Source organism: Fluviispira multicolorata (assembly GCF_009208585.1).
Taxonomy (GTDB): Bacteria; Bdellovibrionota_B; Oligoflexia; order Silvanigrellales; family Silvanigrellaceae; genus Silvanigrella; species Silvanigrella multicolorata.
The window spans coordinates 149034-173948 of record NZ_WFLN01000010.1 but is presented as its reverse complement, the minus strand read 5'-3'; the positions used below and the strand labels follow the sequence as shown (position 1 = coordinate 173948).

Sequence of the window (24915 nt, the reverse complement as noted above, 5' to 3'; positions counted from 1 at the left end):
TTAAAGGCATGTTAATGCAATTTTTTAAAAAATTCATAATATTAATTGCTATTTCTACTTTGATTTCATCTTGTGGTAGTTTTAATCCATTTAATAGTACAATAGAAACAACTTCAGATGGTTCTTATGTTATTGAAACAGGAATGACTGATAGTGAATTGTTAAGCTATGGACAGATTGTTATATATCGTTATAAATCTGTACCAAATATGGTTGCGGTTAAATCTACAAATATAGGAAAAGGTAATCATAAATATATATATGATAAAAATATATATTCAATTCCAGAAAATAATAAAAAAGTTAGAGAAGAAATAAAAATAAATACTTTGTCTAAAACGCAAATTTTTGGATGTTCTCAAGCTTATTGTGAAGCGAGATTTAATGAAGTTTATAATGATCTTAAGGTTAAAAATATTTCTTTGAATGCAGTTGATATTGCCATTGTAGATTCTGGTGTTGTGCCTGTTACTTCTTCCATTAAAAATGCACTTGCGTCTAGCTCAAATATTTCTGGTAATACGAATATAATTAATTGGTCTTCTCATGCAACATATATTGCATCACTTTTAGTTGGATATAAAGACTCATATGATAATAATTTTTATGATATTTATGCAGAGAATGCTAGAATACATTCTGTTAAAATATCTTTTGCCTCCGATAATGAAGATCCTGATAAAAGAAAGTATGGCTCCATGCAGCTTTCTGTTGCTTTAGATGAAGCCGTTTCATTAGGATCAAAAATTGTAAATTTAAGCTTTGCCTACTCACAAAAGCCAGATGATAATGTTGTTATGGCTGAGAAGATTGTGATGGCTTATGCAGCAAAAAGTGGTGTTATTTTTGTTTGTGCTGCAGGTAATGATGGAAATAAACTAGACTCATTTCCTGTATATCCTGCTTCATATGATATAAATAATATTATTACTGTAGGCTCTCATAATACTGATTTAAACAGGGCTATTTCTTCAAATTATGGAAAATCAGTTGATCTAACAGCCCAAGGAGCATTGATAGATTTAAATAATAAATATGGAGAAGTCGATACAGTGGGGGGGACGAGTTTTGCCGCTCCACTTGTTGTTGCTGCATTATCAATTTACTACGGTATTACTCCAAATTCAAATGTGAATACCACTCTTAAGCAATTATTTTCAAGCGCAAATATGAATTACAATTTCTATGAGTCTCAAACGATTGCACATTATGGTCGAGTTGATGTAAAAAAATTATATGATATTGCTCTTTTAAATCATTAAATTCTATTTCATTAATGAATTGCAAGTATTTGTTAAGAAATTTTCAGAAATTCCAAGATATTTGGCGTCTTTTTCTTTCGAGTAAGACAATAAAATTTTATTTACATTCTTTACGTCTATGTAGTGTATTCCACCAGTTTGAAAGTCTTGAGAGTAAGAAATATCTACAGGATTATTTTCTTTATTTAAGTAATGAACTGATAATATTTTGTTATAATCTGGTATGGAATGATCTGGATTTAATTTGCGTGAGACTTCTACATAAGATTTATTTATTAAAGTTTGCCAACTTGAGTATGAGTTATAAGCATGATCTTGATCAGTGATTAAAGATGATAAATGCGAAAAAAAACTTGACATTCCATCTTGAAAATATGAGTAATTGTGGCCATAAGAATTTGGTATGTTAAAAGCGTATAATGTATTGTTAATTGTACTACTAGGCGGAAAGCCATTTTCATTTAAAATAAATTGCCTTTTTGTATTTTGTAAAAAGCTTGTTGATGGAGTAAAAATAAATTCATCCACTGAATTTTTAATTAAAGAATTTTTAATCAATATATATTTATCAGTTAAGTTAGAGGTTGAATTGGTTTGTAAAATAACAATTCTTGGCCAAGGCTTTACCAAATATTGTATACCTTTTGCGTTTGTAATTTGAGCTTGTGCGCATTGTAAGGTGAACTCCCAAGTGGATTTAGATTGAGAAATTGTATCATCTATTATAGGAAATATAATGCTTTCATATAAATTTCTAGAGTAATATATGCGAGTCGATATTTTAACTGCAAGATTATCATTGATAGAAATATCATTTAAATCAGAATTAATAATTTTAACTTTTGCAGTCTTATCTTCACTTGTTTTTGAACCGTATTTTTTGAAAAGGAAAAGATCGTCCATTTGATAATTCTGATCGAATAAATTCTCGGGTATAGCATTCATAATAAATGAAGAAACTATTTGTTTTTTAGCACTCTTTAAAATGTCTTGATCTGGAAAAGTAGGGAGTTGGGAAATAAAATCAGTAAATGATTGCTCCAATAGAATTTCTTTAAAAGAATTATTATCGATAATAAAATAATCAATGTGTTGATCAAGAGTTTGTGTCTTTTGGTTAAAAACTGGTTTTATTTCATTCAATGAACTTATGCTTTTATCTAATGAGTCACGAATAAGTTCAGTTGGATTATACAGTGGTGAAAAATTAAACTTTTCATATCCTTTAGGGACGGAATCATCATTGCTAAATATATTTAGTGAACAACCATCTATTAAAACCAAGAAAAAAATAAAAGAGGTGCTTTTTGAATACTTAGTAAATTTCATCTGTGTATTTACCTATACAAGTTTGACTAGGTGATAGTCTTTTTTTCCTTTTCTAAGTACAAGTGTGTTTTGTTCTGTTTGAAAATCACTTTCTAAAATTTTATGTGAAAAATTAATAAACTTTTCACCATTTAAATATAAGCCATTTCCTTGAACAAGTTTACGTGCTTCTCCTCGGCTTGTAGACAATTTGCATTTGACGAGGAGTGCTAAAATGTCTAATCCAGCCTCTAATTCAGATTTTGAAACTTCTGTCGTAGGTGCATTTGAGAGATCCCCACTTTTGCCTGTAAAAAGAGTTTTTGAAGTTTCAAGAGCTTTATTAGCCTCTGCTTCTCCATGTACGATTCTTGTAATTTCAAACGCCATAAATTCTTTAACTTCATTTATATTTGGATTCTCAAATATTTTTTCAATTTCGTCTAGTTCAATGAGAGTAAAGACCTTCAGCATTTTTGCTACATCAGCATCGTGTACATTGCGGAAAAACTGAAAAAAGTCATAGGGTGACGTCATTTTTGCATCGAGCCAAATAGCATTTCCTGCCGTTTTGCCAAACTTTTTACCATCACTCCCTATAAGAAGAGGAGTTGTTACGGCAAATGCTTTACCACTTTCAACTCTACGAATGAGATCGGCTCCACCGAGAACGTTTGACCATTGGTCATCTCCTCCAAATTGGATTATGCAGTTGTATTTTTGAAATAGATGCAGGAAATCATAAGATTGAAGTAATTGATAACCTAGCTCCATAAAAGTCAAGCCACCCTCTTGAAAGCGTGTTTTATTTACTTCAGCAGAAAGCAAGCGAGCAACTGTGAAATGGCACCCTACGTTGCGTGAAAAGTCAATCCAACTCATTGGCCCAATCCAATCAATATTATTTACAAAAATAGGGGCATTTGATGCATTGAGGTCAAAATATTGATTGACGAGTGTTTTAAAATTTTCAACATAGTGAGCAATTTGTTCTTTGCTATTCATCGGTCTCATATCTGTTCGGCCGGTGGGATCTCCAATGAGACCTGTGGCTCCTCCAAAAAGAACAATTGGTTGCAAGCCTGCGTTTTGAGCACGTCTGAGCATCATAAGTGCAGCTAAATTTCCAACATGTAGGCTTGCTGCAGTGGGATCAAACCCGCAATAGGCTGCATGAGTTAATCCTTTTTCATTTTTGTTTCCTTTATTAAGCAATTGTTCTAATTCTTCTTCGTGGCTAATTTGTGCAATGAGGCCGCGCTCGCGAAGCCTTGAGATAAGAGAATCTTTTGCCGTCATGATATCTTTTCCTTTCTGTATGGAAAGCATCTCTTTTGGAGTTCAAAATGTCTTTTAAACTAAAGAATATTATTTTTGTCCAGTGTTGTTTAGCCAATTTTCTTATGCAATCACAAACTTTTGCAGATACACCTAAGTCTTTTTATTCATTAATGTCCCCAACTTCAACCTTTGCTGCACTTAGCGGAGCAGGGGCGGCTGCTCCTGGTGATGCTTCAATGGTTGATGCCAATCCTGCTCTTTTACCAGCTTTAAAAAAAGAATATTATTTTTTTGGTGGAGCGGCTTTGCAAAATCAAGTGGATTTAATGGAATTAGGAATATTTGATTCTTCATCCACTCCCATTGCAGCTGTTTTTAGAGCGCGAGAAACTTTTTTAAATGATGATATTAATAGAGATAGGCGCTTTACTCTTGGACTTGCATATCAAATGACTCAGATAAAAAATTTGAGCATTGGTGTTTCAGGAGAATATCAGCAGCTAAATCTGAGTGAAAAATGGAAATGGGATAAAGAAAATTATAGAATCGGAGCTGGTTTATTTTATCAAATTGATCTCGCAAGTGGGAGGCCGATTTTTCTTGGTTTGAGTAGCAATGGTATGTTTGATAAATTTAATCCAACAGTATTTGATGCAGGTGTTTCAACTGTAATTCTTGATGGTTATTATACAGTAAATGCAGATGCCCTGTTTGATTCTAACTCAGGATTTTTAAGTGCGGTCAGTGGTTTAAATGTTGCAGTTCATAAATTCTTTGATATTAAAGGGAGTGTTGGTTACAATCCAAGAGAATCACGATTTTTTTGGGGGACAGGAATTTTTTTTAATGGCCCAGTGCTTCGTCTCTATTATACACTTGTCAAGACTGATTCCAATGATACAACACTCAGGCAAACAGCGGGCGCACAGATCGCTCTCTCTCTTTAATTTTTAGTTCACGTTGGATCCATTTGGAGGAAAAATGGCAATTACGGATGGTCCGAATTCACTTTTTATTTCATCGCAGTCAAAGTCTTCATCTCGAGTTGGAAATGACATTTTAGCACACTGCAATCGTTGCAAGATGAATTTAACTCATACTATTGTTACTTGTGGCGCAAATAATAAGCCTGATAAGGTATTATGCAATACCTGTAAGTCAGAAAAACAATATCGCTCACCCAAATCTGAGGCTGAATTAGCAAAAGGAGGAACTCGGGAAATGGAACGTGATGAAGAACAAGATCTTGACCTAGACGCCGGAGCTAAACGTTTGACTGGAGAGGATGGCGGCACTAAGAAAAAAAGTAAGTCTAAATCAAAGGTTAGAAAAAAAGACGATTCAGACTCAAGAGTTAGCTCTAAATCTGCAGCTCAATTGCCATTGAGTATGCAAGCCGGAACTTCTGAAGATATAGCTCAATACGAAGCTCGATTAAGTGCACAAAAAAATAACATATCACATGCTAAAGAGTATAAGGCTTCTGTACGATTCAAACCTGGGGAAATTCTAAATCATAAATCTTTTGGAATTGGGTTTGTGGTGGCTGAAAGTGGGCGTAATAAAATTGAAGTTCTTTTTCCTCAAGGAAGAAAGCTCTTAGCAACTGGTTTAGGACAATAATTTACATATATTTTCTTTGGCCAGAATAAAGAGTTTTGATGGGTTTCTTGAGGCATAAAGCTTCACTTGGAGGCTATCTGGAGTGGAAAATACCGACTTATTTAAGATGTTTGGTGTCAGTGAGCCAACTCCATTTAGCACAGATCTTTCCATTCATGTTGGTGAGGCCCATAATGAAATTCGTCTTATTATAAAACACCATTTGCAGAAACTTGGCTTTGCTAATATTAAGACAGATCGCGATGGTCATGCTTCGTTAGCAGAATTAAAAGTTAAGCCAGTCCACATCGCCATTGAAGGAGACGATCTCGAATTTGTAAATGGCTACGATATGCTTAAAGAATTAAGTGAAGATCACAATTGTTATCGTCCTGCCTTTGTTCTTATTTCAAAAGCACTTAATAAAGGTGAATTGATGTACGCTTTAGAGGTTGGGATGGATGATCTCTTAGTTCGTCCCATTTCTCAAGGCGATTTAATGCCAAAAATCCGAAGCGCATATAATGCATTTATCAATCCTAGAAATCCTGAACGCATTTATGAATTTGCAAAATCAAAAATACGCGATAAAGAATTTGATGAAGCGCTAAGAGTTTATCAAGAATTACTGAAAGTTTCTCATAAAGCTGCTCGTCCACCTGTAGGTATGGCGAGAATTCTTTTAATTAAAAAACAACTTGAAGAAGCACTAAAGTATGCCACACAAGGTATTGAACGAAATGAAAATTATGTGCATGCCTATGTTGTTCGCGCAGAAATATATTCAGAAATGAATGAAAACGAGAAATCATTAGAAGATTTAAAAAAGGCAGTTGCTGTAAGTCCATTAAATATTGTTCGCTATGAAAGCTGTACTGAAATGCTATTAAAGCAAAATAAAATCGATGAATGTATTCAGATTTTAAGTATTGCAACGGGAGCTGGATTAAAACATCCTTATATTATTGAGCGCTTAGGTTTTTGTCATTTTTCTAAAAAAGATTATGTTAATGCCTTAAAGCTTTTGAAAGAGGCAGTTCATCTTGATCCTGAAAATGTTAGTTTTACAAACTCCTTAGCTATTTGTTACCGAGACTCAAAAGATTATGAGAAGGCTGTGCAAACTTACAATCAAATTTTAAAGAAACAACCCGATAATCATCTTGTCCTCTTTAATAAGGCTGTAACGTTAATTTTATGGGATAAAAAAGACGAAGCAATTAAAGTGCTGCGTCGTATAGTAAAAATAGATCCTAATTATACGAAGGCAAAAGATAAGTTAACAGAATTAGGCGCGAGTTTTGAAGAATGAAATAAGTGACGGAGAGCTATAATGGAAAAAGAACTCCCTTTTGCAAGTGCAAAAAGTCCTGAACACATGATTGTTCAATTGCTTTTCCATTTTTCAGTGTTAATGGAATATCAACTCATAGATTTGCAGGCGAATGTAAGAGCATTTGTTGAAGCTATGTCTTCAGCTATTCAGCAAATGGACAATTTAGTGGTAGAGGAAGGTCGTTCAGCTCAAGAAATATTTGAAAGTTTATTTAATAAATCAACACATAACGAAGCAGCGACTTTAAACAGTCGAGCAAACTCACGTGCAGATGATATTTTTGCTGAAGCAGCAGAGCAAGCGAATCCTGCACTGTTGCCACCGGGAATTAGAAGTGCTGTTGAAAAATCAGCTGAAGCCAATGGGCAAGATGGAAATATAGGTCCTAATGCTTATGATCACATTTGGTCTGATATTTCAAAACGTATGGAAAGTGTGTGTCGATTAGAGGAAAGATTACGTCCACAGGTTTATACCATGATTCAATCTCTTAATTTTGAAGATATTCAAACACAAAGAATTGAACATGCATTGGCAGCGCAAAAGAAAATAAATGAAGGATTAATGAATTTTATCAATAAAGGAATTCAAAATTGTGATTTACAAGAAGTCTTAGAGTTTGCAACAAAACTTATTAAAGATACAAGAGCTTCTTATACAATGTCTGAAGAAAGACAGGTCTTTGATCAAGTCTTCTATGAAGGCAAAAAAGACAAACACTAAGGTGTATAAATTTCTTTTTTATTTTCTTTAAGCCAATTTAATTCAATGCTTTTTGCAGGAATATTTTCAAATTTATTATTTGAAAAATTTGCTGTCAATTGAACTTCATTACCAAACTGAGTTCTTTGCACGCATTTATTTTCTGTAAGCCATTCAAACTGAGTCATTGGTAGAGTGGCGATCTTTTTATGAAGAGGTGAAAAGAAAGCATTTAGGTTTTTAATCTCTTTAGAATACATTTTAATTTGTTTTTTATCGAGTGCCCAAATAGAAGGTATACCATATAGCAATTCTAAAAGAATACGATCATTCATTAAGTTCCTAAATTTAGTAATAGGTATTTCCCATCGATCAGTTGTGATAATGCTGTCATGAAATACTGTTTGAAATAAAGGAATTCTATAAGTAGGATTGTATTTTGTTTCTTTATATTCTTCGGGAGCATTTAAAGAATTAAAGAAAAATGAGGGACGTTCTGTGGGGTACCAACGGCCATAAGTTTTTTTATCACGAGTCAGTTTCCAATGGGGTCCATTAAAAACAGAAGCATTTCCATGTGCAAAGGCAATATAAGGAACAAATTGATAAACTGCTGTTTCGGAACCAAGAACAAGTTTTTTATCTTGAGAAATTAATTTAAGACGACTGATGCGATTTTGTAAATCTTTTTCAATATTCATAGGGTGAGTAGGTGAATAATCATCATGTAAAGTGCCTGTGGCATCGACGTCTAAAAAATAGCTATTGATTCCCGTTTCTGCAAATTTATTTAAGCGATCTTTAAGATCCTTATTTATTGGATTTTGCATAGCAAAATATTGAGAACTTGCTTCGTAACCTCTGTTTTGAAAACCGGGTTTAGCTGAGCCATTCTTATTAATAATAGCTGCTTTGGGCCAAGCATTTGGAAAAATAGCAAGTGGTGTGTCGGCTGTTTTTGGATTTTGTAGATTTTCCCATGTGTCATAAGGTCCAATAAGGTAACCTAAATTTATTGCCTTTTGAATATAATTTTGCGTTATTTTATATTTATCTGACTCCCCCACATCAGAGCCAATCCAAAGATTATTTATTTTGAGATCACGAAGATCATTTAAAAAATCTTCAGTTCTCCCAGTTCCCCAAACATAGGAGTGCATTGCGCCATATAACTTTTTAATATTAGGGTTTTCATTTTCTTTTTGAGTCAATGTTTTAAATTTAGAGTTTTTTATTAAATTTTCTTTAAATAATTTTGCAGGAGCAAGAGGATCAAGCGTCTGCATTAAATTTATAGAGATTTGATAGGGAGGGTAGTTATCAATTTTGCGGAATTCATGGGTTTGAGTAACAAAAATTTTATTTTGTGAGTTTTTAACATAGAGTAAATTATTTAAACTTGAATCAGATAAGTATGTAATAATTGAGTTTTTAGTACGTATTGCATAAAATGGCATGGTCATAGCAGATGCCATTTCATATTCTGTAGAATAATATTTTTCGAAAGCATTTTGCCAGAATTTACTTTCTAAAGGAATAAGGAGACCTTCTCCATCGGGTATTATAAGATCTTGAGCGTTTGTCACTTCTTTTGTACTGGGCCATTCTAAAATTTGATTTTTATTTGACGTAAAATTAAATACGAGATTATCATTATCAACCTTAATGGATACTGTAAGTTGTTTTTCGGGGAATACCCAACTTGCAGAGGAATTATTAAATTTTAATTTATCAATAGACCCTAAGTTTGATTGTATTGGATTTGTAAGGATATTTAATCCATTTGGAGACGAACTCAATACTTTTAAACTTTCAGGATTTATTATTGCTTTCCAGTTTTTTAATCGAAATTGAAGATTATTTTCTTGTCCATAAGCATTCGTAAAAGTAAAAAGTATAGTTATTACTGGTATAAGGCTTTGAATTTTCATTTGAGATTCCATACTAGAGAAATGAAATAATAATTCAATTGAATTAGAAAAAAAACTCAATTAAATATTGAAAATAATAATATATTGTTAAATATAAATAATCAAGATTAAAAGAGTAATAATTTAAGAAATTTATTTTATTAAAAACCACTTCTAGAATGAAATTGATATGATTTATTATTGTATAACAATAATAAATATGACATGTTATAGATATCCAAAACAATCGTTAAAATAATTTTACAAGTATCATATAAAATTTTAAATTATAAAAAAAATCATTTTATTTTAAATAATTAAGATTAAAAGTATTTATTCCTATTAATATTTTATGAAATGGAATTTTCACTATAACGTTGCAATTGAAAAGAAAATGGTTTAAGACTGAAAACAGTTATCAAAGTATTAATTTTTGTCGTTGAGTCTATTTGGCGACAAATAACTATTATATAATTATGCAGATAAATTAATCAGTAAAAAAAGCATTTTTAGTTAAATGGAATTTTATCATTTAAAAATTTGAGGTTTTCATGAAAACGTTAGAGCTTTCATACTATCAAAAGCGCTTTTGGCTTGAATGGCAACTGAATCCAAATAGTATTGCATATAATACGCCAATTATTTTTGATCTTAAAGGTTCGATCAATATTGATGCAATTATTTTCTCCTTAGAAAGTTATGTGAATTATTATGCTGAAGGATGCAGAACTTTTATTCGAGAAGAAAATGGAAAAATATATCAGGTTATTTTAGACAAAGTAGATCTTGATTTAGATATTGAATATATAGATGATAATAATGTTCATTCTAGAGATAAAATTAATAAATATATTGAAAATATTACATCTCATGTATTTAATCTGAAAAAAAATCCCTTATATAAATTTGCGCTTTTGCATGTTAATAAAAATCACTGTATATTAATATTAAATATACATCACATAATTTCTGATGCAATTACAGCAAGCACATTTATTAATATTTTTTCAAATTTATACAATTCATTTCTAGTAAATGGAAAATATATAGAGCATAAAAAATTACCTCAATTTTCTGAGTATGTTGAATTTGAAAAAAATACTTACACAGCTGAAGAGATTAATCTAGATTTAGATTATTGGGAAAATCTTTTAAAAAAAAGTGATTTAAGTTTAGATATAAAAACAAAAAGTACTGAATCTCAAGAGTCACGATCAATATTTTTTAGACTGGAAGATGAAAAATATCAGAGATTAAAAGCTATAATAAAAGAAGAAAAAACATCAATATTTATTTTTCTATCAGCACTTTTTGGTAGTCTTTTATTAAGATATTCAGGACAGAGTTCAGTCGTTTTAAATTATCCAGTTAATATGCGGCCAACTGGATTTCGAGAATGTACTGGATGTTTTGTAAATAATATTTTATTTCAGATATCAATTGATCATAATAAATCATTTAGAGAATTATTGAATGAATTATCAATTCAACGTCGACAATCAAAGCTTCATCAAAGATGTACATTGACAGAGATTGTAGAAAGACTGAGAGAAAAAAATATTTTAAAAGGACAGCAGTTTTTTAATGTCGATTTATTTGAAGCTTTTTTAGGCTCAATTCCACTTGATTTAATAGATGTTGAAGTTAACTCAATTAAATATGAAGCAAAAAAAATTCAAAATGACATAGGAATGGCATATCAGACGCATCCAAACATGATTGAATTTAAAATTGAATATAATGCTGCAAAATTTAGTGAGTCCTTCATAGATAATTTTAAGAACTCCTTTTTGCAATTTCTAAATGAAGTTACTCTTAATTTAGATTATTTGATTTATGGATATTCAATTATTAGTAAAAGTGAGAGCAAAAAGATTTTAACTGAATGGAATAAATATTCAAAAAATGAAAAAATAAATACTTCTGTGATAAGCTATATTATGAATATAGCTAAAAAGAATTCAGACAGAGTAGCGTTAAAAATACAGGATAAAATTATAACGTATGAAGAGCTAGATAAAAAATCAAATCAAGTGGCAAATTTTATAAATAGTTTAGGTTTAGGAAGTGAGAATTTTATTGGTATTTATTTATCAAAATCTACCGACACTATAATCACAATTTTAGGTGTGCTAAAGTCAGGAGCAGCTTATGTTCCACTCGATCCTAAATACCCGAAGGAAAGAATTGATTATATCATTCAAGACGCAAATTTAGATTATATTATTGATGAAATTAAATTACAAAAAATATTTAATTTTTCAGATAATAGCATTAATAATGTAACAAATTTAAATTCAGCTGCCTATGTTATATACACCTCAGGTTCAACAGGAAAGCCGAAAGGCGTGGTTGTTAGTCATAGCTCTCTTCTCAATCATAATTTGTTTGTTCAAAATCAGTATGAAATAACGAAGAATGATCGAGTTTTACAATTTAGCTCAATAAATTTCGATCTATCTATTGAAGAAATATTTCCGACTTTAATGAGCGGCGCAAGCTTAATACTATATCCAGATAAGATTGGCATCTCAATTCCAAATTTTCAAAATATTATTTCTAAAAATGAAATATCAATATTAAATTTACCCACTGCATTTTGGCATTCATGGGTAAATCATCTTGATAATTTTGAAGGATACAACACTCTAAAACTCGTAATAGTAGGTGGAGAACAAGCAAATCATTCCTCATTTATTAAGTGGAACCATTTTTTTAAAGATAAAGTTAAATGGATAAATACTTATGGCCCAACTGAAGGAACAATTATCTCATCAATTTGGAAATACTCTCAAAATAACTTTAAGTCCCTTAATAATGAACAAATTCCCATTGGTCGTCCAATAGATGGCAGTCAATTATATATAACGGATTCCTATTTTAATTTAGTTCCCATTGGACAGGTTGGTGAATTACTTATTGCGGGAGAAAATTTAGCTCGTTGTTATTTAAATAAGCCAGAATTAACAGCAGATAAATTTATACCAAATCCATTTAATGCTGAATTGAATACACGATTGTATCGAACAGGCGATCTTGCTCGCTATTTACCTGATGGACAAATTGAATTTATTGGGCGCATAGATGAACAGATAAAGGTACGTGGTTTTAGGGTTGAACTAGGTGAAATTGAAAACGTATTATTTAAGCATCAAGATATTTTAAATACAATTGTTTTAGCGCAAAAAAATGCTCATGGTGAAAATTATTTAACTGCATATATTGTCTGTGATAAAAAGAAAAAGATTGAAACTAATGTGATTAAAGAATTTATTAAAAATTATTTGCCCGATTATATGATTCCTGCTCGTTATATATTCATTGATTATATTCCGTTAAATCAAAATGGTAAAGTTGATAAAGATGAATTAAGAAAAATGGAATATAATTTATTTCAAAAAATTGAAATATTTAAACCTAGGAATGAGCTTGAAAATCAAATTGCCCAAATCTGGAAAGAAACATTGGGAGTAGAAGAAATAAGTATAGAAGATAATTTTTTTGATTTAGGTGCTCATTCATTAATGATTTTATCTGTGCATAAAAAAATTGAAGAACTATTAAAAACAAATTTAGAAGTTATGATCTTATTTCAGTATCCCACAGTAAAAAGTTTATCTCAGTTCTTAAGTTCTCAAAGTGGGAAATCAATTATAGATGAAAGTACAATTAATTCAGCGCAGAAACAGCGACAAGCAATTAATAAGCAAAGATATAATATGAATATAAGGAAGTCTCATGTCAAATCTTGATTTAAATGAATATGCAGGCTCTGTTGCTGTTATCGGCCTGAGTGGGAGATTTCCAGAAGCAAATAATGTTGAAGAATTTTGGAATAATATTTTACAAGGAAAAGAGTCTGTAAGAGTAATAGAAGGACTGAAATCAAAAAATAAAAATCACATTAATATATTTGGGTATTTAGATAGAATTGAGTATTTTGATGCAGAATATTTTGGCTTTTCTCCTAGAGAAGCTGAGATAATGGATCCTCAACAAAGAGCAATGCTCGAGTGTGCTGTTGAAGCTCTTGAAAATAGCGGATATGTAAGTGGAAAATTCAATGGAAAAGCTTCAGTTTACCTGGGATCTGCAATAAGTTCCTATTTAATTTTTAATATTCTTTCAAGAAAAGATTTGATAAATTCCTATGGATTGCTGCAAATTTCAAATGGAAATGATTCAATATCAACTCCAATATCTTATAAACTCAATCTAACAGGTCCAAGTATTGATGTAAATACAACCTGTTCAACTTCTTTAATTGCGGTTCATCAAGCATGTAGAAGTTTATTAAATTATGAGAGTGATTTATCTTTAGCGGGTGGTGTTTCTATAAATGTGACGCAAGATGAAGGCTATATTTATCAAGAAGGCAGCATTCTTTCACCTGATGGGCATTGCAGACCTTTTGATGAAAAAGCCCAAGGCACAGTAGAAGGAAATGGTCTTGGTGTCGTTGTCTTAAAACGCTTAGAAGATGCGATTGCAGATAATGATACAATTCATTGTATTATTCGTGCAAGTGCGGCCAATAATGATGGATCTGAAAAAATTGGTTACACCGCACCCAGCGTTCGTGGACAGGCACGGGTGATTGCAGAGGCTCTTGAAATAGCAAATATACCCTCTGATCATATCTCATATGTAGAAACTCATGGTACGGGGACTCATTTAGGTGATCCCATTGAAATAAATGCTCTTAAAGAAGCTTTTGAAAGTAGAAAAATAAGTGATTTCAATTGTGGTTTAGGTTCCGTTAAGGCAAATATTGGTCATCTAAATACCGCAGCAGGTATTGCTGGACTGATCAAAATAATTTTATCATTAAAAAATAAAAAAATACCACCAAGCATAAATTTTAATAATCCTAATCCTAAAATTCAATTTAATAATTCTGGATTTTATGTCAATGCAAAATTAAAAGATTGGAATGAGTGTTATTTGCCTCGAAGAGCTGCTGTCAGTTCTTTTGGTATTGGTGGAACAAATGCGCATGTAATAGTTGAAGAAGCTCCTTTAAAAAATAAAAGAGATTCGTTAAGGTCACAACATATTTTTATAACGTCAGCAAAATCAGAAACAGCTTTAAGTGCAGCAAATTTAAATTTAGCGGGTTATTTAGAAAAAACTGAAGAAAATCTGGCAGACGTCGCATTTACATTGCAAATGGGTCGAAATGAATTTAAACACAGAAGTTTTTTTGTTTCAAATACTAAGAATGACTGCATTGATAAAATTTTAAGTAAAAATAATAAATTTATTTATTCAAATAAAGCTCCACAACATAAAATGGATCTTGTTTTTATGTTTCCTGGTCAAGGATCTCAATATATAAATATGGCATATCACTTATATCTTGAAGAAGAAATTTTCAAAGAAAATTTTGATATTTGTTGTCAATTAGTTGATAAATATTTAGATATGAAAATAAAAAATATTCTATTTTCGCAAGAAAACATTCAAAATGAGATTTTGAATCAGACATATGTGACACAACCAGTCTTATTTGTGATTGAATATTGTTTAGTAAAACTTTTGGGACATTATGGAGTTGAGCCCAATGCAATGATTGGTCATAGCATTGGTGAATATGTAGCAGCTTGCATAGCTGAAGTTTTTACCCTTCAAGATGCTATAAAAATTGTTTGTATGCGTGGCAAATACATGCAGGAATTAGCTTCTGGTAAAATGCTTTCAGTTGTACTGAGCGAAAGTGAATTAAAAAAATATCTAGAAAATGATATGTCATTAGCGGCGATTAACGGTAAAAATCTTTGCGTTGCTTCTGGCTCTCAGGTTGCAATGGAACGGCTTCAAAAGAAACTTTCATTTCACAATATTGAATCAAAATTATTATTTACTTCGCATGCATTCCACTCGCAGCAAATGGAAGAAATGTTACCGAAATTCAAGAATATATTAAAAACAGTTCAGTTTAATGCACCTAAAATTCGTTTTATTTCAAATTTATCAGGAAAGTGGATTTTAAATGAAGAAGCAACCCATTTGGATTATTGGGCTCAGCATATTGTAAAAACAGTTCGGTTTTCTGAAGGTCTTGAAACCTTGCTTCAAAATGAAAATAATATTTATCTTGAAGTTGGACCGGGGCATTCCTTAATTAATATGCTGAAAAATACAAATGATTCCCACGCAACAACATTGATGACAATGCCACATGCAAAAGAAGATAAATCAAGCACCATTGCTTTTTTAGAGACTTTAGGAAAACTATGGTTAAATGGAATCGCAATAAAATGGGAAAATATATACACACATGAAAGTCGCGGTCGTATACCTCTCCCAACTTATCCATTTCAACGTCAAAGATATTGGATTGATAAAGGTAAAGGTGAGAGTATAAATATTCGCAATGACTCTACAGATTGGTTATATGGTCAGATATGGAAGAGACAGTCATATGAAAGATTGATAGATTATAAAGATGAAAAGCAGAAAATAATTAAATATTTATATTTGCTAAATAAAGATGACTTGAGTGATTTAGATTATTTAATGAGAAATAATAAGAATTCTTTTTTTGCTATTGATAGTGATAATTTTGCAAAAATTGATGAAAATAAATATTCAATAGAATATTCTCAACAAAATCACTTTGAAAAAGTATTAAAACTGATTTCATTGGAGAAAAATGAGGAATTAAGAATTGTTTATATTTCTAAAAATATTTGCATTTTTGATTTGTTAAATCTAATTAAATCTATTATTAAATGTAAAATTATAAATAGTATTTGTATTTCTTGTATAACAGAGCAGGCATATTTGGTAAATGGATGTGAACAAAATATAAGGCCAGAAAGTTCACTCTTTATAGGAGTTCTTAAATCTGTTTCTCAAGAATTTCCAAATATAAATTATTTGCACTTAGATTTAGATAATTTTTTACAATACTCTAAAGATATATTAAATTTTATAGAGAAAGAGTTTTCTTCAGAAAGAAGAAATAGTATCGTAGCTTATCGAAATAAGCTACGTTGGTTGCCAACTTTTGAAAACATTAAGTTAACTCAAAATAAAAACATATCCTCTCATTTAAAAGAGGGTGGAGTGTATTTAATAACAGGAGGCTTAGGTAACATCGGCTTAGCTTTAGCTGGAATACTTGGCAAAGAGTACAAAGCAAAAATTGTCTTAATTTCTAGAACGGATTTTCCAGATGATGGCCAATGGAAAAATATAATTGAAAATAATGACAGTTCAACTCTTCTTGTTAAAAGAATAAAAAGGCTAAATGAATTAAAAGAGGACGGGGTAGAAACGTTGCTCTTAAAAGCAAATGTTGCTGATTATGAAGAAATGAGCGATGCTTTGCGTCAAGCGGAGAGAAAATTTGGAATTGTACATGGAATTATTCATGCTGCAGCTGATTTAAAGGAAGAATCGTTTAAAATAGTTGAAGAACTAACTGAAAATGATTTTAGAAGCCATTTTAAAGCAAAGATTGAAGGTGTAAAAGTTCTTGAAAAATTATTGCACAATAAAACTTTTGATTTCTGCTGTTTATTTTCATCTATCTCTTCTATTTTAGCTGGTCTTGGCCATGCAGCATATGCTGCAGCAAATATATATCTTGATGAGTTTGTCCAAATTAATAATAATTCAATTTTAAACACACCTCTCATTTCAATAAATTGGGATGCTTGGGTTTTTGAGAATGAAAATTTATCTCATTTTGAAGAAAAATTAATGGATTTATCTATTTCAGAAGGCGAAGGATGCCAAGTATTTTTGGATATTATGAATTCTGGTTTTTTAGGACGTGTTATTGTTTCTACTAAAAATCTTGATGAACGTATTCAAAGCTGGATCAATCAAGAAAATAAATCAAATCAAAAAAAAGGTGAAGATTTTAATAAAAATCACAGTCGACCAAATTTATTAAATCCATATTTGGCACCACGGGATGAAATAGAAATTAATATTATTGAAATATTAGAGTCACTTCTTGGAATTAAAGGAATTGGAATAACAGATAATTTCTTTGAACTAGGGGGACATTCTTTATTAGCGACAAAACTTACTGCGCAAGTTAGAGAGAATTTTCAAATTGAATTTTCTTTACAAACATTGTTTGAAAATCCTACTGCAATAAAAATGTCAGAATATATTATTCAAAAAAAATTGTCTGAAATTGATGAGAATTTATTAAATAAATTAATGGAAGATTTGTAGTAATAAATTTCATATAAGAGAGTTTAAAAATGACAATAAATAAAAGTAAAATTGATTCGCTGAGTCCTCAACAAAGGGCAGAATTAATAAAAAAGTTAAATATATTAAAAAATGTGAATAAAAATAATATTCCTCTTGCTTCAAATAAAATACCTAAAATTGATCGTTTAGTTAATTTATTTGAACTTTCATTTGCACAAAAAAGACTGTGGTTTATTGAAAAACTCCAAGAAAATTCAGCATTATATAATATCCCCTTCGCACTGCGTTTAAAGGGAGATTTGAATGTAGAAGCGCTTACTAACAGTTTTAATGTGATTATTGAGAGGCATGAAGCACTCAGAACCAACTTCATAGAGAAAGAGGGAATCGCATATCAGGTTATTAGCTCAAAAAGAAAAATTTATTTGCAGATTGAAACTATTGATGAATTGAATTTAAAACAAGTATCAATTGAAGAAACCCATAAACCATTTAATCTTGAAAATGACATACTTCTACGCCTGCGATTGCTTAAAATTTCTGAAAATGATCATGTTTTACTGATGACTATCCATCATATCATTTCAGATGGGTGGTCTACCGGAGTTATCATCAATGAATTGTCAAAAATATATAGTGGTATTTTAAAGTCTGAAGAATATATTCTTCCTGAGCTTCCAATCCAATATATTGATTTTTCAGATTGGCAAAAAAATAAACTTAAAGGTAAGAATTTAAATGATCTTATTTCATATTGGAGAAATCAGTTAAGTGATTTACCTCCTATATTAGAAATGCCTACTGATTTTGTCAGGCCTTCAATTCAATCATATAATGGGCATACGTTTGCATTTAGTATTGAAAAAGATCTTGAAACTAAGTTATTAAATATTGGAAATAAACATTCAGCTACGCTTTTTATGGTAACAGTCTCCGCTTTTTATATATTACTTATGAATTATTCAAAGCAAAACGATATAACAATAGGGACAACAATAGCTAATAGAAATCATAGAGAGTTAGAAAATTTAATTGGATTTTTTGTAAATACAATTGCTTTGAGAATGAAGCTTAATAATAAAGATAGTTTCATTGACTTATTAGAAAAAATAAGAGCTATGACATTGGAAGCGTATGAAAATCAAGATCTTCCTTTTGAACAATTGGTGAAAGAAATTCAACCAGATCGTTCCTTGAGTCATTCACCTATATTTCAAGTTATGTTTGAATTGCAGAATGCACCTGCAGAAGAGCTATCTCTAGCAAATTTACAGTTAAATATAATTGAACAAGAATTAAACGTTGCGAAATTTGATTTGACTTTGACATTACAAAGTCGTGAAAATGATCTGTATGGAATATTAGAGTTTAATACAGACTTATTTACAAAGAATTTTATGGATCAATTCATTAAGCACTATGTTAATCTTCTAAAAAATATCAGCATGAATCAAGAACTTAAAATTGATAGTTATGATATTCTGAATGATTTTGAAAAAAATAGTTTAATAAATTCTTTTAATTTAACTGATAAAAAATTTCCTTTAAGTAAATGCGTCCATGAGTTGTTTGAAGAGCAAGTTAATAAAACCCCTAATCGAATTGCGGCAAGTTGTGATGGTTTAGATTTAACTTATATAGATCTTCATGAAAAATCTAATCAATTTGCGCATTATTTGAGAAGTGTTGGAACGCATGTTGAAGACAAAATTGCTTTGTATCTTGATCGAGGGTTTAATTATTTAGTGAGTATGCTTGGAGTTTTGAAATCAGGAGCCGCATTTGTTCCACTGGATCCTACTCCAAAAGATAAACGAGCTTTTGAGATTGTTGAACAGTGTTGTCCTCAATTTATAATTACTTCGAAAAGGCATTTTGAAAGTGCAAATAAGATATTTAATTCAACAAATAAAATAATAAAAGTTGAGGACTCATTCAATGATAATTATTCAAATAAGACTCCAAAAAATGTGACTATACCTAGCGGATTGGCATATTTAATTTTTACATCTGGCTCAACTGGAAAACCTAAAGGAGCTATGCTCGAGCATAAGGGAATGGTAAATCATTTATTTGGAAAAATCACTGATTTAAAAATGGATCAAGATGATGTAGTTGGACAGATCGCTGTGCAAACCTTTGATGTCTCGATTTGGCAATTTATCTGCCCGCTTCTTATTGGTGGAAGGACAGCTATATTTACAGGAGATTCTGCATGGGAGCCTAAGCTTTTAATTGAAAAAATTAAAGAAGAAAAAGTAACAATACTTGAATCTGTTCCTTCGCACACAAAAGTTATTCTTGATGAACAGGAGATAAATGAAAAGTTTCAATTAAATCCGTTGCGAATTTATATTACAAATGGGGAGCCACTTACCTTAGAACAATGTCAGCGATGGTTTAAATTTAATCCAAATATTATTTTAGTGAATGCATATGGAGCTACAGAGTGTTCAGATGACTCACACCATTTGCACATTGCAATTCCTCCGCAAACTTTAATGCCTTATATGCCCGTTAAACAACCTTTACCAAACCAGCAGACATTTATTTTAAATGAAGGACTTGAGCCCGTGCCAATAGGCGTTCGAGGAGAAATTTATTTTGGTGGTTGTGGAGTTGGTCGAGGATATTTAAATGACCCACAAAAAACAGCTATAAGTTTTCTGCCGAATCCATTTTCAAAATTTTTAGGGGAGAGACTATATAAGACTGGAGACATTGCAAGACGCCATGTTGATGGCTCCATTGAATTTCTAGGCCGTTCAGACTTTCAAGTTAAAATTCGAGGTTTTAGAATTGAAATAGGAGAAATAGAAGCTCGTTTAAGTGAGCATCATAATATAGCAAGTTGTGTTGTATTAGCAAATAAAAATAAACTTAATAATAACTATAATTTAATTGCATATATTATCCCTAAATATTTTCCTGCTCCCACTCAATCAGATATTAGACAATATTGTGTACTCAATTTAGTTGAATATATGGTGCCAGAATCGTACATAATAATGGATGACTTTCCCTTATCAAGCAATGGGAAAGTAGATAGGAAAAAATTACCCACTCCAACGGATCAAGATTTTATAAATGAGAGTGTGTATGTAGCTCCTCGCAATTCACTGGAAGTTAAAATAACTGAAGTTTGGTCAAAAGTCTTAGGAAAAGAAAAAATTGGAATTTTTGATAATTTCTTTAAGATGGGTGGGCATTCTTTACTCGCAGCAGAAGCTGTTATTAAGTTACAAAAAGAATTAAATTCTAAAATTGAGCTTAAAAAATTATTTGAATTTTCTACTATTGAAACATTAGCAAATTCCATTCAGAATGATCATAAAGAATTTGAAATGATAGAAACAGCATCTGTTAAGTCATATCCTTTAAAAGAGCAGTACGATCTTGCTCCCTGTCAGATTCCTGAGTGGTATTCCTATCAAATTGACAGATTGAGTCCCGTCTATAATATTAGTTTTAATGATCTCTTTTTCAAAAATCTAAATGTGGATGTTTTTATAAAAGCATGGCAAAATATTTTAGATAGACATACAAATTTTAGAATATATTTTGATTATGTAGATGGGAAACCAGTTCAAAAATTAAAGAGCAAATTTATATTACATAAAAATAAAATATTATTAGATTATACACATATACACGATGAAGAGATTGATACTATAGCAAATAATTTAGCGTGTGAATATAGTAACAAAGCATTTGATTTTGAAAATGGACCATTGTTTGTTCTAAATATTGTAGAGTACCCAAATAAAACATTTCAACTTTTATTTGTGATTCATCATATTATTTGGGATGAAACAAGCACTATAAATCTTTTTAAAGAGTTATCTACAATATATAATGCATTATTAAAAGAGGAAGTTCCCGAACTACCAGAATTAAAATTAAATTATTTTGACTATTCGCAATGGATAAATGAATCTATACAATTGGGTTATTTTGATAAGCATAAAAAATATTGGCTAGAAGAATTTAAGGACATGCCACCTGCTTTGAATCTTCCAAACGATTTTCCTAGACCTTCAATGCAAACATACAATGGGAATTCAATTTCAACATGGTTGCCACGTAATAGTATTCGTAATTTAAATTCATTTATTGAAAAAAATAATGTAACATTATTTATGTTTATGATGTCTATTATAGATTTATACTTTTTCAGAATTACGGGGCAAAAAAATATTGTGATTGGCAGTCCAATAGCCGGGCGTGATCATGATGATTTTAAATCAATTCTTGGATTATTTGCAACTCCTATGCCTATTCGTTGTAAAATAAATGAGAGCATGACTTTTGAAAACTTGTTGTCTCATATTAAAGAACAGTCTCTTTTAGCATTTGAGCATCACTATTATCCATGTAATCTAGTTATTGAAGAATTAAATCATGTTAAAGATCTCTCTCGACCCAAATTATTTTCAGTAATGTATGGAGTGCAAAATAATAAAACTCAAGCATATGAAGCGACTCAATTTCAAGGTGCGGAGAGGTTTTTCAAAAATCTTTATGGTGCAGAAGCTAATGCAGCTAGGTTTGATTTGACTCTTGTTGTTGATCAATGGGGAAGCGATATCGCATTTAATTGTATTTATAATACAGATATTTTCAAGAAAAATACAATTGATAGAATGCTTGAAGATATGGCTTTCATTGTGGATGAGGTGATTAAAAATTCAAGCTTGCAATTGACTCAATATTCGATTTTTTCAGAAAAGAAAAAAAATTATTTAATAAATGAAATAAATGATACGGACAAAATATATGAAAAATATCAAATTGTTCAGTTGCTTGAAAAGCAACTCACTCAGGCACCAAATAGTATTGCTATTTCAGATGAAAAAGAAACGTTTACATATAAAAAATTACATGAATCTGCGAATCAATTGGCAAATTTTTTAAAAGAAAGAGGAGTAAAAGCAGAAGATTCTGTTGCACTCGTATTGCCAGCATCTATTCATATGGTAGTTTCTATTTTGGCAATATTGAAGTTATCAGCACATTATGTACCAATTTCAGCTGAAAACCCTCTGTCTCGAACTGAAACTATTTTAGAACATGCAAATGTAAAGTTTTTGATACATGATAATGTTTTTTCACAAGATAATTTGCTGTTTAAAGGCGAAACCTTAAATTTAAATATTTTAAAAGATGAAATTGATAAATTTAGTTCAGAGTTTATTTATAAAAAAATCGATCATGATTTAATTATATATATAATATATACATCTGGTACAACTGGTATTCCTAAAGGAATACCTATTCAAAATGACGGACTTATCAATTTAATTTTGGATACTCAAAGACGTTACAATCTGTCTCATTCAGATAAAGTTTTAATGTTGACTCCATATACATTTGATGCATCTATTTTGGATATTTTTTGGACGCTTTCTTTTGGTGGAGAATTAGTATTTCCGAGCCTAGAAAATCATAAAGATCCATACGCAATTTCTAAAACCATATTTGAAAAACAAATAAGTATATTTCAATGTGTTCCTATTATGCTTGAAGCACTCATTGAAACAAAATTTAATTCTGATTCATTGCGATTGGTTATTTCAGGTGGAGCACAATTGACAAAAATAATTCGTGACCGATTTTTTGAACAATATAATTGTCAATTGATGAATCATTATGGGCCAACTGAAATAACAGTTGATGCATCATATTTTGACTGTTCTCAATCTTTTTATGGTCAGGTCGTTCCAATTGGCAAACCAATTGGAAATGTGAAAATTTTCATTTTTGATCCCTATCTAAACCTTGTCCCACAAGGTGTAGTGGGTGAGATTTATATAAGTTCTCCTGGTTTGACAAAGGGATACTTAAATGATTTTGAGAAATCGAAACAGACATTTATAGAAAAATCAATTGATGGAAAATTATACCGTTTATATAGATCGGGCGATTTAGGAAAAATTGCAGATGATGGGAATATTTATTATTTAGGTAGAACTGATAAACAAGTAAAAGTGCGAGGAAATAGAGTTGAATTGGAAGAAATTACGGGTGCATTATTAAAAATTCCATATATTAAAAATTCAATTGTAAAAATTTGTGCTGAAGATATTCTATCTGCATATATTGAAATAAAAGATGAAATTAATAAAATAAAAATTAATGAATCAATTTATAGAATGTTTACTCTTGCACAAAGACCTGAACTTCTTAAAAATTTAAATATCATTCATTCCAGTTCCTGGCCAAAATATTTTGAAGGCAGTGATATTTTAATGAAAATATGGCCCAAAATATATTCAGAATTTTCAGAGTTCCAAACATTTATAGTGGATGGAAAAGATGAAATTGCAGCAGTTGGCAATTCAATTCCAATCTATTGGGACGGAACCATTGCAGATTTGCCAAATGGTTGGGATTATGCTTTAGAAAATGCGTTTAAAGAAACAAAAAATAAGCCAAATACTTTGTTTATTTTAGCTGGGATAGTGACTGAATCGTTTCAATCGAAAGGTTTGAGTTCTGAAATTTTAAAAATTTTTAAAAGTATAGCTAAAGCAAATAAATTGCAGAGAATTTTAGTTGCAGTGCGTCCAACTGGCAAAGCTCAATTTCCAGAAGTTAATTTCACTGATTGGTGTTCTACTCGTAGAGAAGATGGACAACTTTTAGATAATTGGTTGCGTATGCACGAGCGAATTGGTGGGAAAATATTAAAGATTGATCTAAAATCTCAGTATATAAAAGCTAAAATTAGTGATTGGGAAAGTTGGACAAACACACCCATAATGAATTCAGGTCTTGTACATTTACCAGAAACTTTGCAAGCAGCTGAGGTTGATTTTTCTGATGATTCTGTGACTTATTATGATCCTGCAGTTTGGGTAGAGCATTTTTTTGAAAATCAAGATGATGTTTTGTGGCCAAACATTGATGGTAGAATCATTAAGCAACTGTTAAATCAAATATTACCTTCATATATGATCCCAGATCAATACATCTTCCTTGCAGAAATGCCTTTGTTTGAAAGTGGTAAAATTAATGAAAATGCATTGCCAAGCTATTTGATAAAAAAATCATTTAATTTAGAACCGGCAAAAACAATAATGCAAAAAGAAATATTGGAAATTTGGAAAAAAGTTTTGAAAATGGATTCAATCGGCATCAGTGATGATTTTTTTGATTTAGGTGGACAATCATTAAAAGTTATTCAGATGCTATCTCTTCTATCAAATAAGTATCATATAAAAATACCTTTATGTAATTTCTATAAAGTGCCAACAGTTCTAGGTCTTGAAAAAATGATAAGTGAAAATGAAGTAGGAAAAGAACTAATTTGTGAATATAAATTAAAATAATGAGG

General features: G+C 30.7%; 11 protein-coding genes. 8 read left to right on the top strand and 3 right to left on the bottom strand.

Features of this window, described 5'->3' with window-relative positions:
• The first annotated feature begins 14 nt into the window (after positions 1 to 14).
• On the top strand, positions 15 to 1262 hold the full coding sequence (locus tag GCL57_RS13710) for a S8 family peptidase (protein ID WP_161597773.1): 1248 nt from the start codon (positions 15 to 17) through the stop codon (positions 1260 to 1262).
• Between the two features lie 3 nt (positions 1263 to 1265).
• Here GCL57_RS13710 and GCL57_RS13705 read toward each other — a convergent pair whose 3' ends face one another.
• Both GCL57_RS13705 and tyrS read right to left on the bottom strand, forming a co-directional pair.
• Positions 1266 to 2591 (bottom strand): hypothetical protein, encoded by a 1326-nt coding sequence (locus GCL57_RS13705; protein ID WP_152213922.1) that lies wholly within the window; start codon positions 2589 to 2591, stop codon positions 1266 to 1268.
• Between the two features lie 12 nt (positions 2592 to 2603).
• Entirely contained in the window at positions 2604 to 3869 is a 1266-nt protein-coding gene (tyrS, locus tag GCL57_RS13700; RefSeq protein WP_152213921.1) for a tyrosine--tRNA ligase, read from the bottom strand.
• Positions 3870 to 3916: 47 nt separating this feature from the next.
• Between tyrS and GCL57_RS13695 the strand changes: the two genes are divergently transcribed.
• The 4 genes from GCL57_RS13695 to GCL57_RS13680 all read left to right on the top strand — a co-directional run bounded on the left by GCL57_RS13695 (position 3917) and on the right by GCL57_RS13680 (position 7512).
• Positions 3917 to 4798 carry a hypothetical protein gene (locus GCL57_RS13695; protein WP_152213920.1) on the top strand — a complete coding sequence of 294 codons (882 nt, stop codon included), beginning with the start codon at positions 3917 to 3919 and terminating at the stop codon, positions 4796 to 4798.
• Between the two features lie 34 nt (positions 4799 to 4832).
• Positions 4833 to 5474, top strand: a complete 642-nt coding sequence (locus tag GCL57_RS13690) for a hypothetical protein (protein WP_152213919.1) — start codon at positions 4833 to 4835, stop codon at positions 5472 to 5474.
• 82 nt (positions 5475 to 5556) lie between these two features.
• A complete protein-coding gene (locus GCL57_RS13685) occupies positions 5557 to 6765 on the top strand; it encodes a tetratricopeptide repeat protein (RefSeq protein WP_152213918.1) in 1209 nt (402 codons plus the stop codon).
• Between the two features lie 21 nt (positions 6766 to 6786).
• Positions 6787 to 7512 (top strand): hypothetical protein, encoded by a 726-nt coding sequence (locus GCL57_RS13680; RefSeq protein WP_152213917.1) that lies wholly within the window; start codon positions 6787 to 6789, stop codon positions 7510 to 7512.
• On the opposite strand, the gene GCL57_RS13675 is transcribed toward GCL57_RS13680, so the two are convergent.
• Positions 7509 to 9422, bottom strand: a complete 1914-nt coding sequence (locus GCL57_RS13675; RefSeq protein ID WP_161597772.1) for a glycoside hydrolase — start codon at positions 9420 to 9422, stop codon at positions 7509 to 7511. The two genes, GCL57_RS13680 and GCL57_RS13675, sit on opposite strands and share 4 nt — an antisense overlap.
• A 530-nt stretch (positions 9423 to 9952) precedes the next feature.
• Between GCL57_RS13675 and GCL57_RS13670 the strand changes: the two genes are divergently transcribed.
• From GCL57_RS13670 to GCL57_RS13660, 3 genes are read left to right on the top strand one after another with little or no spacing between them, the layout of a single operon-like run.
• Positions 9953 to 13153, top strand: coding sequence for a non-ribosomal peptide synthetase (locus tag GCL57_RS13670; RefSeq protein ID WP_152213915.1), 3201 nt, complete (start codon positions 9953 to 9955; stop codon positions 13151 to 13153).
• The gene (locus GCL57_RS13665; protein WP_152213914.1) at positions 13140 to 17597 is read left to right on the top strand and encodes a type I polyketide synthase; all 4458 of its coding nucleotides are present in this window, start codon (positions 13140 to 13142) and stop codon (positions 17595 to 17597) included. The genes GCL57_RS13670 and GCL57_RS13665 overlap by 14 nt, the downstream gene beginning before the upstream one ends.
• A gap of 29 nt (positions 17598 to 17626) precedes the next feature.
• Positions 17627 to 24910 (top strand): non-ribosomal peptide synthetase, encoded by a 7284-nt coding sequence (locus GCL57_RS13660; RefSeq protein WP_152213913.1) that lies wholly within the window; start codon positions 17627 to 17629, stop codon positions 24908 to 24910.
• The last annotated feature ends 5 nt before the right edge of the window (positions 24911 to 24915 follow it).

Excerpts from the sequence above, each read along its gene's own strand:
- GCL57_RS13710 (WP_161597773.1), top strand. The coding sequence starts at position 15 with ATGCAATTTTTTAAAAAATTCATAATATTAATTGCTATTTCTACTTTG.
- GCL57_RS13705 (WP_152213922.1), bottom strand. The coding sequence starts at position 2,591 with ATGAAATTTACTAAGTATTCAAAAAGCACCTCTTTTATTTTTTTCTTG.
- tyrS (WP_152213921.1), bottom strand. The coding sequence starts at position 3,869 with ATGACGGCAAAAGATTCTCTTATCTCAAGGCTTCGCGAGCGCGGCCTC.
- GCL57_RS13695 (WP_152213920.1), top strand. The coding sequence starts at position 3,917 with ATGTCTTTTAAACTAAAGAATATTATTTTTGTCCAGTGTTGTTTAGCC.
- GCL57_RS13690 (WP_152213919.1), top strand. The coding sequence starts at position 4,833 with ATGGCAATTACGGATGGTCCGAATTCACTTTTTATTTCATCGCAGTCA.
- GCL57_RS13680 (WP_152213917.1), top strand. The coding sequence starts at position 6,787 with ATGGAAAAAGAACTCCCTTTTGCAAGTGCAAAAAGTCCTGAACACATG.
- GCL57_RS13675 (WP_161597772.1), bottom strand. The coding sequence starts at position 9,422 with ATGAAAATTCAAAGCCTTATACCAGTAATAACTATACTTTTTACTTTT.
- GCL57_RS13670 (WP_152213915.1), top strand. The coding sequence starts at position 9,953 with ATGAAAACGTTAGAGCTTTCATACTATCAAAAGCGCTTTTGGCTTGAA.
- GCL57_RS13665 (WP_152213914.1), top strand. The coding sequence starts at position 13,140 with ATGTCAAATCTTGATTTAAATGAATATGCAGGCTCTGTTGCTGTTATC.
- GCL57_RS13660 (WP_152213913.1), top strand. The coding sequence starts at position 17,627 with ATGACAATAAATAAAAGTAAAATTGATTCGCTGAGTCCTCAACAAAGG.